This window comes from Verrucomicrobiota bacterium (genome assembly GCA_016200005.1).
In the GTDB taxonomy this organism is placed as follows: domain Bacteria; phylum Verrucomicrobiota; class Verrucomicrobiia; order Limisphaerales; family PALSA-1396; genus PALSA-1396.
Genome location: JACQFP010000042.1, coordinates 149,335 through 165,809, shown reverse-complemented (window position 1 = coordinate 165,809; position 16,475 = coordinate 149,335). Strand labels below are relative to the sequence as shown.

Sequence of the window (16,475 nt, the reverse complement as noted above, 5' to 3'; positions counted from 1 at the left end):
CGTGATCGCGGGAGTGAAGTTCGTCGATGGTGTCGAACTCAACCCCAAGGCAATAGCAGCGTAAACACATTTACCCTTGGGATGCCCTCCACCCCCCGCCATCCACAACTTTTGGAAATTTCTCGTTTTCAGAGAGAATTAAGCGCAACTTGGGTTTACTTGAATTGCGGTTATATGCTTGCGCTTGCACAAGGACACTGCCAATTGGGAAACCATGAGTGTGGCCAAGATAACATGCTAGCGGACTCCCACCGCTCTGTAAAATCGCAGAGTTGAATTCGTGGCTGAAATGTCAGTGAATTGCACAGTGCCAGAGGCATTCGTTAACGTCAGCAGTGCCGTCCACACCACCAAATTCGTGGAGGTGTCGATTCGGTAATGGCCTCCGGAATCACCTGTCAGTGTCAGGTGTAAGCCTTGTTCGTCCAACCCTTCAGGGTCGACAGTTAAGCTGGGCGGCCCGCTGAAATTCGCCAGAATCGTTTTGCTCTGGTTCATCAGAACGTTCAATGGACTGTTCGTGCCCGTGGCATCTCCGCTCCAATCAATAAACTGCCGTCCGGTATCCGGCACGGTTATCAAAGTGACGTTCTGCCCGTTGGTGTATCGGTTGGCGCGCGGACTGACTGTCACCTGACCAAAACCATTGGGGATGACCGTTAGCGCGAATTCGACGGCATTTAGTGAAGCGAATAGCGCAGAAATGGTCGGGCTGGCCTTGGTCATCGCAAAGTTCAAGGGATTGGTGGTGCCACTGGCGGCGTTTCCCCATAAAGCAAAGTAGTTTCCGGATTGCGGAACTGCAACGACCTGCACCACTGTGCCAAAGGGATATAGTGAACCCGGAGGGAATATGGATGGAATGAAAGTAACGGTGCCGTTACCAGCCACCGACGTGCCCAACCCCGTGCCAAATAGCGCCTGCACAAATTCATTTCGGTTCATCGTCACACCGATCGTCGTGTTGGTGCCGCTGGCGTCGCCCGTCCAGCCGAGGAACGTCCACCCGTTGGTCGGCGTGGCGGTGACATTGACCACGCTATTGCTCGCGTAGGGGCCGTTGGTTGGATTAACCGAAACCGTTCCTCCACCCGCCGTTGTCGCCGTGAGCGAATAGGTCGGAATGATGGTCAATGTGATCGGACCAGCTTCCCAAGACTGGAAAAAGTCCGCACTGTACGTGATGACCCGAAGAAGAGAGGAATTTGTTACAATGAATGACCCGGCGTATTGAGTCGAATCAAAACTCGGCTGGGAGCCGTCCAAGGTGTAAAAAATGGTTCCGTTGGTGAAAAAGGTTTGGAGTTGGATGGTCGCCGAATTGATAAACGAGTGTTCAGCGTTGGTGAGGAGTTGACCGTTTCCGAAGACAAAAACATAGCGCACGCTTAAGTTCGCCGGCGCACTGGTGACGGAGTTGATGCTGTTGCTGACTACCACGCTGTAATTCCCATTCGTGGCGGGTTGAACGTTGGATAGAATCAGCGATGAATTGGTCGCTCCAATAAGGAGATTCGTGGCGTTAAACCACCATTGGTAACCCAACGGCGACGTCCCTGCCGCCACCACGTTGAGTGTGACATTGGTGCCTACGCGAACCGTGCGGCTTTGCGGTTGGGTCAGGATCGCGGGTGGCAGCCCGCACTTACCAGTGCCTCCAGCAAGGTAGATGGCTTGGATTTCATTCGTCGAAAGAGCGCGATTATACACCGCCAATTCGTCGATTGAACCAAAAAAACTGGCCGTTAGATTATCACCGCGCGCTCCAATCGCCGCCGATGTAGAAAACGTAAAGGTGGAGCTAAAAGACGGAAGGGAGTAACCAACACCATCGATATAGAAGAACACATTCGTTCCGGATTTGGTAACCGCCACATGGTGCCAGTTAGTATCAGCGACACGCGCGCCCGAACCTGAGTTAATAACATTTACTTTCGCCAGAAATAAGAAACCGCTGTTATTCATTCCAAAGCCATAACCGCCGGAGCCATATGAAAAGAGCATGCCAGCGCCCGCTCCACCAAGAGTCGCTAACGAAGCACTAGAACGCGTCAGCCACGTTTCGACCGTGAAATCCTGCAACTGCAAGCTCCCAGGATTGCCCAACTGAACTGCGTCGCCGTTGCCATCAAATATAAATCCCTGCCCGACTCGAGCCGCTCCGAAAGCCGTGTTACCCGCCAAGGTGCCGTTATTGCCGTTGACACTGTCCGATGCATTTCCTTCGCCCTGCCACCAACTCACCAAATTCGAAGGCGCAATCACGCAAGGAGGTGGTGGATTAACCGTCAGAACCGCGTTGGAACTGACAACCGGGCCATTTGTATTGCTCACTTGGACCGCGTAAATGCCGCCTTGCGTCAGTTGGACGTTGGTGAGTGTCAACGAGGCATTGGTGGCACCGCCGATTGTGTTGGTTGTATTGAAAAGCCACTGATAGCTTAACGGTTGAGGGCCATCAGCCACCACGGAAAAGATCGCCGATTCGCCGACAATAACTGTTTGACTGGTCGGATGCACGAAAATGAAAGGTGGCCCAGGGGATACGCACTTGCCCGCGCTACCGGCGTTGTAAATAGCTTGGAGTTCAATCGCCGAAAGCGCGTGGTTGTATATTGCCAACTCATCTATTGAGCCAAAAAAACTGGCGGCCAGGTTATCCCCTCGTGCCCCAATCGCCGCCTGTGTCGAAAACGTGAAGGAGGAGCCAAAAGAGGGGTGGGCGTAGGCTACTCCATCGACATAAAACACCACCGTCGATCCAGATTTGGTCACCGCTACATGGTGCCAGTCAGTATTAGTGATAGAAGCGATCGAGTATGAGTTAACAATATTTACATTCGCCAATAATAGACTACCTCCATTATCTACCCCCAAACCGTAACCGCCGAAGCCGTAGGAAAACAGCATGCCAGCACCCGACCCGTCAAGAGTGGCCATTGAGTCGCTTGAACGTTTGATCCAGGTTTCTATTGTGAAGTTTTGCAGTTGCAAGCTCCCCGCGTCGCCCAACTGAACCGCGTCACCATTACCATCATATACAAATCCCTGCCCCGCGACTCCCAAGTCGAAAGTAGTATCGCCCGCTAACGTTCCGTGATTCGTGCCGACATAATCCGTAGCATCACCTTCGGCCCGCCACCAACTTACCATCCCCGAAGGTCCGGGAACACAGGGTTGACCTTGTGCCCAAAACGCCAATAACAAAAACGTCATAAGAACGAAGCAACTGGTCTTAAGATTCATAATTACTGGAAGTAAATGTGTTTGGTCAGACGCATGAATGACCCCCACGGGCTTGTCAGGGCTAACTTGCCACTAAACTCAGATGATTGTCAATGCGATTGTTCGCAGGAAACTGAGGCGCCGTCTCCGTGTTCTTTCTCAACACGCGTACGATTGGAGCTTGAACTTGATTTGGTGCGCAGCTATAAACTCATTTTCGTCGTTCTGGAGACGGCTGGCGACTCCAAACAAAATAGTGACAGATTTTGACGATCAGTTATGCGCATTGGTTGCACGATATATTTTATGCACGGCCTGGGGATAGTCACACATCGAGCAACGATTGGGCGTGGCTCAGGCCCGCTAACCAAGCGTTATGAGTAAGCAAGGCGTGGCGATCAAACGGGCCTTGATTACCGGCATCACCGGCTCTGGCGGCAGTTACCTAGCAGAACACATCGCCCAAAATCATCCCGGGGTCGAAATTCACGGGTTAAGCCGCTGGCACAGCACCACCGTCAGGGACAATCTGGATTCCATCCGCAACCAGGTCATCGTCCACGAATGCGACCTGATGGATTTCAGTTCAGTGCTGGCGGCCTTGGAGAAAAGCCGACCGGATGCCGTGTTTCATCTGGCTTCTCACGCCAACGTCCGCGCCTCTTTTCAGACGCCGCTCGCGGTGTTGAACAACAACATTCAAGGAACCGCAAATTTGTTGGAAGCCATTCGCGCGGCCAAAGTAAATCCTATCATACAGATTTGCAGCACCTCGGAGGTCTATGGCCAGGTTGACCCCAAGGACGTGCCAATTCGCGAAGATGCGCCCATCCGACCTGCCAGCCCCTACGCCGTTTCCAAGGTCACGCAAGATTTGCTGGGCTACACATATTTCGTCGCCTACCAGATGGCCATCATCCGCACCCGGATGTTTGCTTACTTGAACCCGCGCCGTACGGACTTGTTCGCCACGTCTTTCGCACGGCAGGTGGCGCGCATTGAACGCGGTTTGCAGCAGGAACTCGTGCATGGCAATCTTGATTCCGTCCGCACGATTATTGACGTGCGAGATGCGATGAGGGCGTATTGGGAGGCAGCTTTGCATTGCACACCGGGCGAGGCTTACAACATCGGCGGCAAGACGACAATTACTGTAGGCAGCTTTCTCGACCTACTTAAGTCGCTTGCCAAAACGCCCATTCCGTCCCGCGTTGACCCTGCGTTACTCCGACCCGCTGACGTGACTTTGCAAATCCCTTCCACTGAAAAATTTGAAACGATCACTGGCTGGAAACCCAAATATTCATTCAAGGAAAGCGTCAGCTTCCTACTCGACCATTGGCGGCGCGAAGTCGCCAAGGAAGCCGGCGCCACAGCTTGATGCCATGAACTCAGAAAACATTTATCGCTCGCTTTATCTTGTCCGTCGTGCGGAAGAGGAAGTTGTCCGCATCTATCCCACGGATAAAATAAAAAGTCCGGTGCATCTATCCATCGGGCAGGAAGCGGTCTCCGTCGGCGTTTGCGAGGCGTTACAGAAGGGCGACGTGGTTTTCGGCACATACCGGAGCCACGCGCTTTACCTCGCCAAGACAAGTGACCTAAAGGGATTTTTCGCCGAGCTTTACGGCAAGGCCACGGGCTGCGCCAAAGGCAAGGGTGGCTCGATGCACCTAGCGAACGTCGCGCAAGGCATGATGGGCACATCCGCTGTCGTCGCCACAACCATTTCGCAAGCCGTCGGCTACGCTTATGCCATAAAGCAACGCGGCGAAAAGACCATCGCGGTGAGCTTCATGGGCGATGGCGCGACGGAGGAAGGTGCGTTTCACGAGAGTCTGAACTTTGCGGCCCTCAAGAAGTTGCCGCTTATTTTTGTTTGCGAAAATAATTTGTACGCCATTCACTCGCACCAAAGGCAGCGCCAACATTGGGCGGAGATTGGCAACATGGTGCGTGGTCACGGCGTTCCGGCGGAGCGGATCGAAGGCAACGATACCGCCCAAATTTTTGAGCGGACGAACGCCGTGGCCACCTCCATGCGTAGCGGCCACAGTGGACCAGTCTTCTTCGAGTGCATGACGTATCGCTGGAAAGAACACGTCGGCCCGAACGACGATTTTGATCTCGGCTATCGCACCGCGAAGGAAGCCCAAGTTTGGAAAGACAACGACGCGCTCAAAACCGTTGGCGAGAAAGTGCCCGCGAGCCGCCGGTTGCAGATCGAAGCTGAGGTTGAGAAGGAACTTCAGGAAGCAATTCAATTCGCCGAAACGAGCCCATTCCCTGATGCCGAGGAGCTTTATACGAGTGTGTTCAAGGAATCTGGGCCAGCCGTTGTTTCGTCATCTAAGCCAAAGCACCCCGTCGGCGCACCGCCGCCGACAGAGCGGGAGATTGGTTTTGTGGACGCCGTGCGTGAAGCGTTGGATCAGGAAATGGGTCGCGATCCTTCCGTGACTGTGTTTGGTTTGGACGTGGATGATCCAAAGGCGATTTTGGGCACGACGCGCGGGCTGCTGCAAAAGTATGGGGCGGAACGGGTTTTCGGCACGCCGCTCGCCGAAGACGCTCTGACCGGCGCCGCCATCGGCATGGCGCTCGCTGGTTTGCGTCCGGTGCATGTTCACATTCGCATGGATTTTTTGATGCTGGCCATGAACCAGTTGGTCAATATCGCTGCGAAGAGTTCTTACATGTTTGGTGGACAAGTTTCTGTGCCGCTGGTGGTGCGCGCGATCATCGGTCGCAGTTGGGGGCAAGGCGCACAACATTCGCAAGCATTTCACTCCTTCTTCATGCACGTGCCGGGATTGAAAGTCGTCGCGCCTTCGACACCTTACGATGCGAAAGGATGTCTGGTTGCTGCCATCCGCGATGAAAATCCAGTTATTTACGTCGAACACCGGCTCGTCCATCACCAACGAGGACCGGTGCCTGAGTCAGTTTACGAAGTGCTTCCCGGCAAGGCACGCATCACCGCGGCGGGCGACGACGTGACGCTCGTGGGAATTTCCTACATGCAGATCGAATGTCTGCGCGCTCAGCGGTATCTGGAAACCGTCGGCATCCACGCCGAAGTCATTGACCCGATCTGGCTCAGCCCGCTGGACACGGAAACAGTTTTTGAATCAGTACGCAAAACCAAGCGATTGGTGATCGTGGACAACGGCTGGACAACCTGCGGCGCGAGCGCGGAAATCGCCGCGCGGGTGGCGCAGCACTTTGAAGGCGATCTGGACATTCGCATCCGTCGGCTTGGTTTCGCGCCAGTGACCTGCCCGACCACACCCACGCTGGAAGCGCACTTCTATCCTAACCCACGGAATATCGCCTCCGTCGCTTACAATCTGGTGCGTGGCAACCAGACGGACTGGTTGCCGGAAGAACGCCCGGAACTTCAGGCAATTGAGTTTAAAGGACCATTTTGATCATGACCCCGAAGACCACGACGCCCACTGCTCCATGCAACTGGCCGTTGATGAAAAATAATTTCGCGCGTGAAGACCTCGACGCGGTGATTGACTTTCTAGAACAGGATGACTCCATCCTCACGCAGTCGCAAAACGTGGCGGTGTTTGAACAGGAATGGTCTGATTGGCTTGGCGTCAATTACAGCGTATTCGTCAACTCCGGTTCTTCAGCCAACCTGCTGACGATGGCCGCTCTGCGCGAAACTTTTGGCACGGGTGAAGTGATTGTGCCGACGCTAACCTGGGTATCAGACATCGCTTCGGTTATTCAATGCGGCTTCAAACCCGTCTTCGTTGACATCAATCCCCGCACCCTGGGCATGGACAACGACGCGGTGCTGGCCAAACTCACGCCGCAGACGCGCGCCGTGTTCATCACGCATGTGCTCGGTTACAATGCGCTGACCCAGCGGCTCATGGACGAATTGAAGGCGCGGAACATTCCGCTCATCGAGGACGTGTGCGAATCGCATGGCGCTACATTCGGCGGCCGCAAGTTGGGCACGTTCGGATTGATGTCTGATTTTTCCTTTTACTACGCGCACCACATGAGCACCATCGAGGGCGGGATGATTTCGACCAACGATCCGAAGCTTTACGAAACTCTGCGCATGCTACGCTCCCACGGGATGGTCCGCGAATCGACCTCGGAGCGTCTCAAGCAAAGCTACCGGGAAAAGCATTCGGACTTGAATCCCGATTTCATCTTCGCCTTCCCCGCCTACAACGTCCGCAGCACGGAGATCAACGCCGTCCTCGGCCGCTCTCAACTGAAACGCCTCGACGCCCGCAACATTCTACGCACCCGCAACCTGAATTGCTTCCTCGACCACCTCGATCCACAGCGTTACTTCACCGACTTCGACCGCGAAGGGAGTTGCAATTATGCCTTCACGCTCGTTCTGTGCGAGCCAGATCAGGCACTATGGCAGCGCATTGAAAAGACTTTGCGCGAACATAAGATCGAATTCCGACGCGGTACGTCCGGCGGCGGCAACCAGCTTCGTCAACCGTTCCTGCGACGGCTCATGCGCGACGAATACAAAAACTATCCGCAGGTGGACCATGTCCATTTCTTCGGCGCATATATCGGCAACTATCCCGAACTGGAAACGGATCGCATCCAAGCACTGTGTCATTTGCTCAACGGCCTCTAACCCGTCCTCTCGTTATGAACCGCCAACTTGATGTCCTCTTCGTCAGCCCCGACTCCGCCGCACAAGCCTACCAGGAACTAAGCAAGGACTTCTCGGCCATCGAGCCGCCGACGTGGGCGCTGCTGCTGGCACAAGCCTGCCGCACCAACGGTTTCGGTGTGGATATCCTCGATTGCGGTGCGGAACGGCTTCCCGAAGCTCAAGCCGTGACTCGCATCGGCGAAGCCCGGGCCCGCCTCGTGTGTTTCGTGATGTATGGGCAGAATCCCAATTCCGGCACGACGAGCATGATTGGCACATCCTCGCTGGCGCAGCAACTCAAGGCGGCGTATCCCGAAACCCGCACTTGTTTCGTCGGCTCGCACACCAGCGCACTGCCCCTGGAAGTCCTGTCGTTGCCCGAAGTGGATTTTGTTTTGCTCAACGAGGGAGTGTACGCCCTGCAGAATTTGTTGCGGACGGATTTGCAGTCCAAGCTCGATCAGGTCAAGGGCATCGGGCACAAGCAAAATGGCGTGCCGGTGTTGAACCCGCCCGAGCGCGTCGTGCCCAACGACCGCATGGACGCGGACCTGCCCGGCTACGCGTGGGATTTGCTGCCCCGCAAAAAAACCGCGCTCGACCTTTACCGCGCCCACTTCTGGCACGCGGAATTCAATCACGACCTGCGCACGCCGTTTGCCGCCATCTACACGTCGCTGGGCTGCAAGTTCAAGTGCGACTTCTGCATGATCAACATCGTCAACCGCGTGAACAACTCGGACGGGATCGCGTCGGCCAATTCGCCCAATATGCGCTTCTGGTCGCCGACGTTCATGTTAAAGGAGTTTGAGAACCTTGCGGGTATGGGTGTGCAAACCATCCGCGTCTCGGACGAAATGTTCTTTTTGAACAAAAACTATTTCGAGCCACTCGTGAACGGTCTGGCCGAACGCGACTATGGTTTTAGGTTGTGGACTTATTCGCGCGTGGATACCGTGCGCCCGCAGTATCTGGAACAATTTCACAAGGCTGGCATCAAGTGGCTCGCGCTCGGCGTCGAAGCCGCCAACCGGACCATCCGCCGCGAAGTTTCCAAAGGTAGTTTCGAGGACGTGGACATCCGCGAAGTCATCAAGACCGTGCGCAATTCCGGCATTTACGTCATCTCCAACTACATCTTCGGCCTGCCCGAGGACACGCTCGACACTATGCAGGAAACGCTCAACCTCTCGCTCGAACTGAACACCGAGATGGCAAACATGTATCCGTGTCAGGCATTGCCCGGCAGCCCGCTCTACTACACTGCCAAGGCCAATGGTTGGAAGCTCCCCTCCTCTTACAGCGGTTATGCGTTTCTCTCTTACGACAGTGAACCCTTGCCAACCAAGAACCTTACGTCCGCCCAAGTCGTTCAGTTCCGCGACTACGCCTGGCAGACTTACTTCAACAACCCGCGCTACCTCCAATTGGTCGAGCGCACCTTCGGCATCCAGCAACGCAAGAACGTCCAGGACATGGCCAGCATCCGCCTCAAACGCAAACTGCTCGGTGATTAAGGCGTTGCCTCCGCCGCATGAACCCCGTCCCGCCCCAAATCAACCGTGGCGAAATCGCCCTGCTCATCGGCACGCGGGCGCGGCCCCAATATCTCGTCGAAGTGTTTCAATCGCTCCAAAAAAACACCGCGCGCAAAGATAAAGTTTCCTTCTGGCTTTACGTTGACGAAGATGACACCGTAACCCGTCAGGTCATCGAGGCCGGGCAATTTCCCGACCCCGGCTTCGCTGTTCACTGGCACTACGGCCAGCAGACCGGCGATATTGGCGGCATGCACGAAGTTCTCTGGCGAAAGTCCGGTCGCACCGCTGAGATTTTCATGGTTTCCGTCGATGACGCAAGGTTCGACACGCCGGGTTGGGATGAAATCACGCGGCAAAAGTTTTCCGAATATTCCGACGGGGTGTTGCTTGCCTTCCCGCACGATCCAATGACCGCCGACACCGCCACGTATCCGATTTTCGGCTGGGGCTGGCTCGAAACGCTCCAACAAATCTTCCCCGGCCATTTTCCGTATTGGTTCGACGACCGCTGGGTCAACCAGGTCGGCGCGCTCGCTGGGCGATGCGTCAAACTTCCCATCCTCCTCTACCCTATCCGCGGCAAGGGCCGCACCAAACGTATGCGAAACCTCCCCTTCTGGACCCGCTTCTTCCAACTCACCCTCGACGAACGAAAAGAATCCGCGCGCGCGTTGCTCGCCGCCAGCCAGACCGATCCGGTCGCCGCCGAGGCGGCCTTGGAAAAGGTGGCCGCCAAACTGGCGAAGGAACTGGACACATTCTCCGACATCTACTGCGTCTTCCAGGAGGAACGCCACACCGAGATGACCCCCGAAGAACGAAAACATTTTGATGCGAAGTATTTCAAACAGGAGGCGTTGGCCGTCGGACGATTGATTTCTCACGCCGGTGAACTTATCGCTAAAAAGCAATACGCCGAAGCGATGGTCTTTCTCGACGCCACACAACTCTCCGACCTTCGCGTACGACAAGCGCACGCTTTGAAAGCCGAGTGCCTGCGCGCGCTCGGTCGGACAGCCGAGGCCGAGCGGATTGGAAATGAATGTCTCACCACGTGGCCGGAAATGAACAATAGCCGACGCTTCTTCCGGTTCCTCGGCATGGTTGCCAACGACGGCAAGCGTCTGCTGGTTGGATTGACGCAGAAAGGCAAGAAGGGAAAATAACTCTCGCGGAGCGTGGCTGAACCCGAAGACTCAGCCGTGCTCCAATCAAAGACCCGTCGGATGATCGAGGAACGTCCACGGCACGCGGAACTTTTTTGAAAGGTGCGCCGCGAGCGCTTTGACGCCGAAAGTCTCCGTAGCGTAATGGCCACCGTAGAGGACGTTAATTCCCAACTCCTCCGCCACGGCATAAGTCCAGTGCGGCCCTTCGCCGCTGACGAACGTGTCCACGCCTTCGTCGGCAGCCAGTTTCAAATCACCACCAGCACCGCCAGTCACGATACCAATGCACCGGCAGATTTCCGGCCCGCCCGGCAACAGTTTGACCTCACCGCCAACGGCCCGCCGCAATCGTCGTTGCAAATTCGCCCGCGAAATCCTGGTTTCGGTTTGAAATCCCAGGAATTGTTCTTTCGAGAAAAAGAACGGACGCAGCTTCTTGAACCCGAGTGCGGCGCACAGTTGCGCGTTGTTGCCGAGCTTGGGATGCATGTCGAGGGGAAGATGCGAACTATAAACCGCGAGATCATTTTTCAGGAGCAGACGCAGCATTTCGTAACGCTTGCCCGTCCATGGATGCGTCACGCTCCAAAAAAGTCCATGATGAACAATCAACAAGTCCGCTCGCGCGACGATGGCGAGCTTGATCGTCGCCAGACTGGCATCGACCGTCGCCGCAATCCGCGTCACGCGTCCGCGATTCTCCACCTGCAACCCGTTCACCGCGCCTTCGTAGTCGTGGACCTTGTCGGTGCGAAGCAGTCGGTCGCAAAATTGCACGATCTGGTGAAGTGGAGCTTTCTGCATGCGGGTGATGGAATCAAAACCCGGTTCGCTTGCAAGGAGGGAATCAATGGCCGCGCTCACATTTCCGACAGCCTCAACGTGCGGAACTCGTCCGTCCACGGATCGATGCGGCAGATGGCGCGATAGTCGCACTGATCGCACGCGGTTTCGCTGCCCTTACGGTACGGTTTCACTTCGGCGACGCCCTCGAAAATCTTCTGGCCCATTGCGCGGAGTTGTTCTTCCACTCCGTCTAGCAACGCGGAGAATTCGCCAGCTTCGAGCAAATCTTTGATCTGTTTGCTCGATTGGTTGTCCTTCTTCAGTTTGAAATTGAACTGGCCGCTGGGTTTCTCGCGGTAACCGCGGTCGAGCAGCGGCAGCGCATCCAGACTGAATCGGCCCGCGTGTCGGTAGGCGCGCTGACGGGCCGCGTCCGCAGCTTCCAACACTTCGCGCCGCGACTGGCCGCGCTCATACTGTCCTCGCAGATTCACATAGAACACGCCCGCCGGAATCAAACGCGCGACGCCGAAGACCGGTCGCGGATCAGCCAGTTGACGCAGCGCAGCCAGATAAGCCGGCAATTGGATTTGGATGCCGTTTGCCAACAACACCGGATCGATTTTCTTCGCGCCGGATTTGTAATCCATCACCACGCACAACGCTTCGTCGCGCTCACGATTCACGGCCAAATCCACGCGATCGATCTTTCCCCGAAACGCCATGCGATGTCCGTCGCCCAAATCGATTTCCCAGGCCGGCAACGGCGCGCCGCTCTCGCCAAACGCCAGTTCCACCGCGCGCGGATTAAACTCGTAGTGCTGCATCCATGCGATGATGGTGCTGATGAACTTTTGCAACGCAACGGTGAGAGCCTGGGCCGTGAACAGACTCTTGTCATCCACTTTAAACAAACCGTCGCGAAAGTCGGCGGCAAGTTCTTCGGCGATTCTTCCGATTAGATCGCTGGATTCCTGTGGCGAGAGGTCACGCCATTCCCTGTTCTGAGCGCGCACCGCCTCATGAAAGCGGGCGAGGACTTCATGCTGGAAACTCCCGCGTTCGCGCGCGTCCACCTCGAACAACTTGCGCTCCTCGGCCCGCATTCCCGAATTGACAAAAAACTTGAACGGGCAGGCGGCGAACTGTTCGAGCCGGCTCACCGAGGTGCGCAACACCGGCCCATAAAGCCTCTCCGCAAGTTCCGGCGACAACGACTCACTCTTGTCAACGACCCGTAAATGTCGCAACCGCTCCGCGATAGGAGCGAGCGCCGGAATCGAATCCGCAATTTGAAATTCTGAATTCGAAATTTGAAATCTTACCAGCGGCGCGATCAATTCACTGACATGCTCGCTTGCCGTCCAATCTCGAACCGCAGCATCGGCTTCGATCTCCAGTTTTGAGAAGAGCCGTTGCAGATGCCCGATGAACGGCGACGGGTTGAGTGGTTTGTCATTCGCATCGCGCTCGGAAAATGTGAGCAGGAGACGCTGGCGCGCACGGGTGCAGGCGATGTAGCCGTAATAGCGCTCATGGCCGAGTTGCATCCGCTGGCTGAGTCCGAGAGTCGCCTGATGCTGCGCCAGGATTTCGCGTTCGGAGTCGGTGAGGAGGTTGTCCGGTGCCGGCACGGCGGGGAAAACCGACTCGTTCATGCCCAGCAACAGCACGAATTGCAAATCGGGATTGCGCGAGCGGTCCACGGTGCCGATCAACACCTGGTCCAGCGACGGTGGAATGATGCCCACGGTGAGATTCGCCAGCCCGGCTTCCAAAATCGGCAGCCAATCGCGCAACGGCAGCGCCTCGGTTGGAAATGCGCGCTCTAGATTTTCCAGCCATGCTTGCAGCTGATCCCAGACCGTCGCATGCACGGAAGTCGGAAGCCGGAGGTCGGAGGCCGGATCGGCGGCAGCGGCCCACGCTTCCAAGCGTTGCTCGATTCCAAGCTGCCGCCAAAACTCACGTAACACCACGGCGAGTTCCGCGCCGGCCAACGGAGTGCCGGTTCGCTTAGCCAGTTGTTCCAACGGTGGAACTATTTTTTCCCTCAATCGTTCCCGGTCTCCGGCCGGCTTTGACTCTTTGGGAACGACCAACGGTTGCAACCAGACCTCGCCCTTCCAGCCATAAGCCAGCGCCTCGTTCTCCAGCCGGTCGATGGCTTCCTCGTCGTCATGCACCAGGCCGGTCTTCAACGCGCCAAACCAATCCTCCTGTTTCCAGTCGAACGCAACGGTGCGCAACGCAAAGCGTGTCAGCTCGGCGAGCGGGTGATGCGCCACCGGTTCACGTCGGTCGAGGAAGAAAGGAATCTCGTAGCGGGTGAACACGCGCCGCAGCAAATCGTCGTAGCCTTTCAGCGAACGCAGCAGGACGGCGCAATCGCGGAATCGCCCGTTGCGGTCACGGACGTGCCGCAAAATCTCGCGCGCGGCGAACGTGGCCTCGGCTTCGGGATTCGCGCACGCGACCATGCGGAGCGCGTCCTCCGGTGGGGGAGGGACGCGTTCCACTGCGTCGCCAATTTGTTCTTTATCTGCTGAGGCGGTCAGGGACGACGTGGAAGTCGTTCCTCCTGGAAAGGGTTCAGGCTTCGCCCAACATTTTTCTAAGTGTTGCAATACCGGACTGGCTGCGAAGCGGCTTTGGGCAGGTTGTCGGTCCAGAACTTCAACCGTCACGTCGCAGTTCGGAATGGCCTTCAATTCCGCAAAGCAATTGCTAAACGTCTGGCTTACGACCGACCAAGGCGAAAGCCACGAGACGCTCTGAGTCGATTCGTTTTCCAGACAGAAAGCCAGCGTCGCCCGCTCACAACGCGGCAAAACGCCGGCGAGCAAATCCAGTTCCTGCGGGGTCATCTCGGCGAATCCATCCAGCCACAGGTTCTGAATGCGGAGTGGAGATTTGTCGGACGCCAGCGCCTCGGTCGCAACGTCCAGCAAGCAATCGCCATCCTGCAAACCGTGCGCTTTCAGCCAGTCGAGATACGCTCGCAGCAACAACGCCAGATCATGCAGTTTGTCTCGGAGCGATTCGTGGCTGCCGACTTGTTGAGCGAGTTTCTCCAGACGATCCGCCGTCAGATGATACCGTTGCAACTCGCGCAGGAGTCGATTGAGCTGTTGCGCAAAGCCCGGCAAGCGCGCCGAGGCACGGAACAGTTTCAGTTCGCTCCGCTTTTGTGACAACAGAGCGCGGAGCACCATCAATCGCCCCTCGTCGGTCAAAAGGCTGGGCGGGGGTCGATGCAGTTGTTCGAGAACAAAATCGGCCAGTCGTTCAAACGACAAAATGCTCAGCCGCGTGTAGCCGGGCAGCGACGGGTCGGCCAACAACTGCCGCTCCAATTGAAACGTGGCCTGTTTGGGCGCGAGAAAAATCAGCGGGTCGCCTTCCTGCGATGCTCGCAACGCCGCGCGAATCTCAGCAAGACAACGGAACGTCTTGCCGCTGCCAGCCGGGCCGAGGAGGAAGCGCGTTTGCACGAAGGATTGATAAACAAAAAAAGCGCAGACGCAAAGGTGAGTTTGCGACCGGCTGGTTCTACGGTTGGATTCCAACAATCCTCAAAAAGAATCTCGGAAGGGAATTCCCCTCACCCGGCCTAAAGGCCACCCTCTCCCCATTCGATGGGGAGAGGGATGGGGTGAGGGGGCATCGGCAAATCTTTGCCCTTGTATTACGTTTCACGAGCCTGACGTTGGCTGCAACGTCAGGCGGTACTCAGTCCGCAACGATTCAATCTCCGCAATCAACGCCGAGCGCATTCCCAACAGCCGTCGCGTGACAATCGGAAGTCTGAAAAAAATCATCGTGATCCGCAAACCGGCGGCGAGCCGGCGCAGTTCGCGCAAATAATAGTGCGCGATCAATCCCGTCACCGGCAGCGATAACGCGAACCACAAACTCACCGGCCAGCCAAGCCAGCGGTGAATGAGCCAAACGTAAAAACTGTAAATGACGCCAAAGCTGACGATGCCTGAGATGATTGCGGTTGTCGAAGCCGGGGACTTGCGGTGCTCACGTTTGATGAAATGGTTCACGGCCCAGCGCACCACCGCCGCCGGCAACAGCCGATGCGCCCAGCCATACAGCGCCACGGGTGCTCCCAACACCGCCATCAATGCCCAGGCAAATTCATGCCCGATCAAATTCTTCCGATCCGCAAAAAGTTCTATCGCTTCATCGGAGAGTTTCAACCGCTTGAGCCACCCTTCGTAGCGATCAAGCTTTTGAATAAAAGCCGTCAGACGTTCCGGCTGTGTGCGCTGAGTGTATTCAACCGCATCGGCAATCGCCTGGGTCAACAGCAACTCCTCGGCGCGCGGCGAAATCGGCTCCTTGACAATCAGATTTCCCAGCCGAAGCCGGTCGAGGTAGAGCCGCTTGACGGCCTCGATGACGCGGGCCTGCTCCAGTTTTGGTAAATGGAGCATGAGCGACTGAATGCGCTGTTCGATCTCCGCCGTAAGTTCATTGATGGATTCCTTCCGTCGCTCCTCGTAACCGCCAACGAATTCCGCGATGCGAATCGGCTCGCCATAATTCACGAGCACTTTACTGCGATAAATCTCCTTGGCGGAAAACGTTAATCCCACCGGCACAATTTGCAGACCCAGTCTGCCGCCATGCCGATGCTCCAGTTCCAGCACCATCCGCGCGGCGCCGCTCTTGACGGTCTTGAGTTGCGGATCGTCGTGAGTGATGCCTTCGGGAAAAATGACAATGGCGCCGTCGCGTTCGAGCACGCGGAAGCACGCCTCGAAAGTGTCGAAAACCGTCCGCATCGCTCGCGGGTCGTCCTTGACGCGGTTGATCGGAATCACACCGCATTGTTTCAAAAACCACGCCAGCGGTTTGAACCGGAACAGTTGCGCGGTGGCGACGAAATGAACTTTGCGCGGAACGGACGTGCCGATCACAAAGGCGTCGGTCAACGAATTCGGATGGTTGGCGGTGAACATGACTGGCCCAATCGCGGGAGCACGCTCCGCGTGAAAACGCTCGATGCGACTGAAATAAAAACCGAGCGCCACGCGGATCAGCGCGCGGGTCAACTTGGTGAGACTGGTTTCGAGCGCATTCACAGCGAGA

General features: G+C 56.4%; 9 protein-coding genes. 5 read left to right on the top strand and 4 right to left on the bottom strand.

Features of this window, described 5'->3' with window-relative positions; genetic code table 11:
* Positions 1–237: 237 nt before the first annotated feature.
* Positions 238–3,294 carry an immunoglobulin domain-containing protein gene (locus HY298_15520; GenBank protein MBI3851666.1) on the bottom strand — a complete coding sequence of 1,019 codons (3,057 nt, stop codon included), beginning with the start codon at positions 3,292–3,294 and terminating at the stop codon, positions 238–240.
* A gap of 307 nt (positions 3,295–3,601) precedes the next feature.
* Between HY298_15520 and HY298_15515 the strand changes: the two genes are divergently transcribed.
* From HY298_15515 to HY298_15495, 5 genes are read left to right on the top strand one after another with little or no spacing between them, the layout of a single operon-like run.
* Positions 3,602–4,606, top strand: a complete 1,005-nt coding sequence (locus HY298_15515) for a GDP-mannose 4,6-dehydratase (protein ID MBI3851665.1) — start codon at positions 3,602–3,604, stop codon at positions 4,604–4,606.
* 4 nt (positions 4,607–4,610) lie between these two features.
* Complete coding sequence (locus HY298_15510) at positions 4,611–6,656, top strand: dehydrogenase (protein MBI3851664.1); 2,046 nt, start codon at positions 4,611–4,613, stop codon at positions 6,654–6,656.
* A gap of 50 nt (positions 6,657–6,706) precedes the next feature.
* Positions 6,707–7,855, top strand: a complete 1,149-nt coding sequence (locus HY298_15505; protein MBI3851663.1) for an aminotransferase class I/II-fold pyridoxal phosphate-dependent enzyme — start codon at positions 6,707–6,709, stop codon at positions 7,853–7,855.
* Positions 7,856–7,869: 14 nt separating this feature from the next.
* A complete protein-coding gene (locus tag HY298_15500; GenBank protein ID MBI3851662.1) occupies positions 7,870–9,393 on the top strand; it encodes a radical SAM protein in 1,524 nt (507 codons plus the stop codon).
* 17 nt (positions 9,394–9,410) lie between these two features.
* Positions 9,411–10,583, top strand: a complete 1,173-nt coding sequence (locus tag HY298_15495) for a hypothetical protein (protein ID MBI3851661.1) — start codon at positions 9,411–9,413, stop codon at positions 10,581–10,583.
* 45 nt (positions 10,584–10,628) lie between these two features.
* Here HY298_15495 and HY298_15490 read toward each other — a convergent pair whose 3' ends face one another.
* The 3 genes from HY298_15490 to HY298_15480 all read right to left on the bottom strand — a co-directional run bounded on the left by HY298_15490 (position 10,629) and on the right by HY298_15480 (position 16,468).
* Positions 10,629–11,390 carry a Nif3-like dinuclear metal center hexameric protein gene (locus HY298_15490; protein MBI3851660.1) on the bottom strand — a complete coding sequence of 254 codons (762 nt, stop codon included), beginning with the start codon at positions 11,388–11,390 and terminating at the stop codon, positions 10,629–10,631.
* Positions 11,391–11,446: 56 nt separating this feature from the next.
* The gene (locus HY298_15485) at positions 11,447–14,866 is read right to left on the bottom strand and encodes a PD-(D/E)XK nuclease family protein (GenBank protein ID MBI3851659.1); all 3,420 of its coding nucleotides are present in this window, start codon (positions 14,864–14,866) and stop codon (positions 11,447–11,449) included.
* A 201-nt stretch (positions 14,867–15,067) separates the two neighbouring features.
* The gene (locus HY298_15480; GenBank protein MBI3851658.1) at positions 15,068–16,468 is read right to left on the bottom strand and encodes a 1-acyl-sn-glycerol-3-phosphate acyltransferase; all 1,401 of its coding nucleotides are present in this window, start codon (positions 16,466–16,468) and stop codon (positions 15,068–15,070) included.
* Between the last annotated feature and the right edge of the window lie 7 nt (positions 16,469–16,475).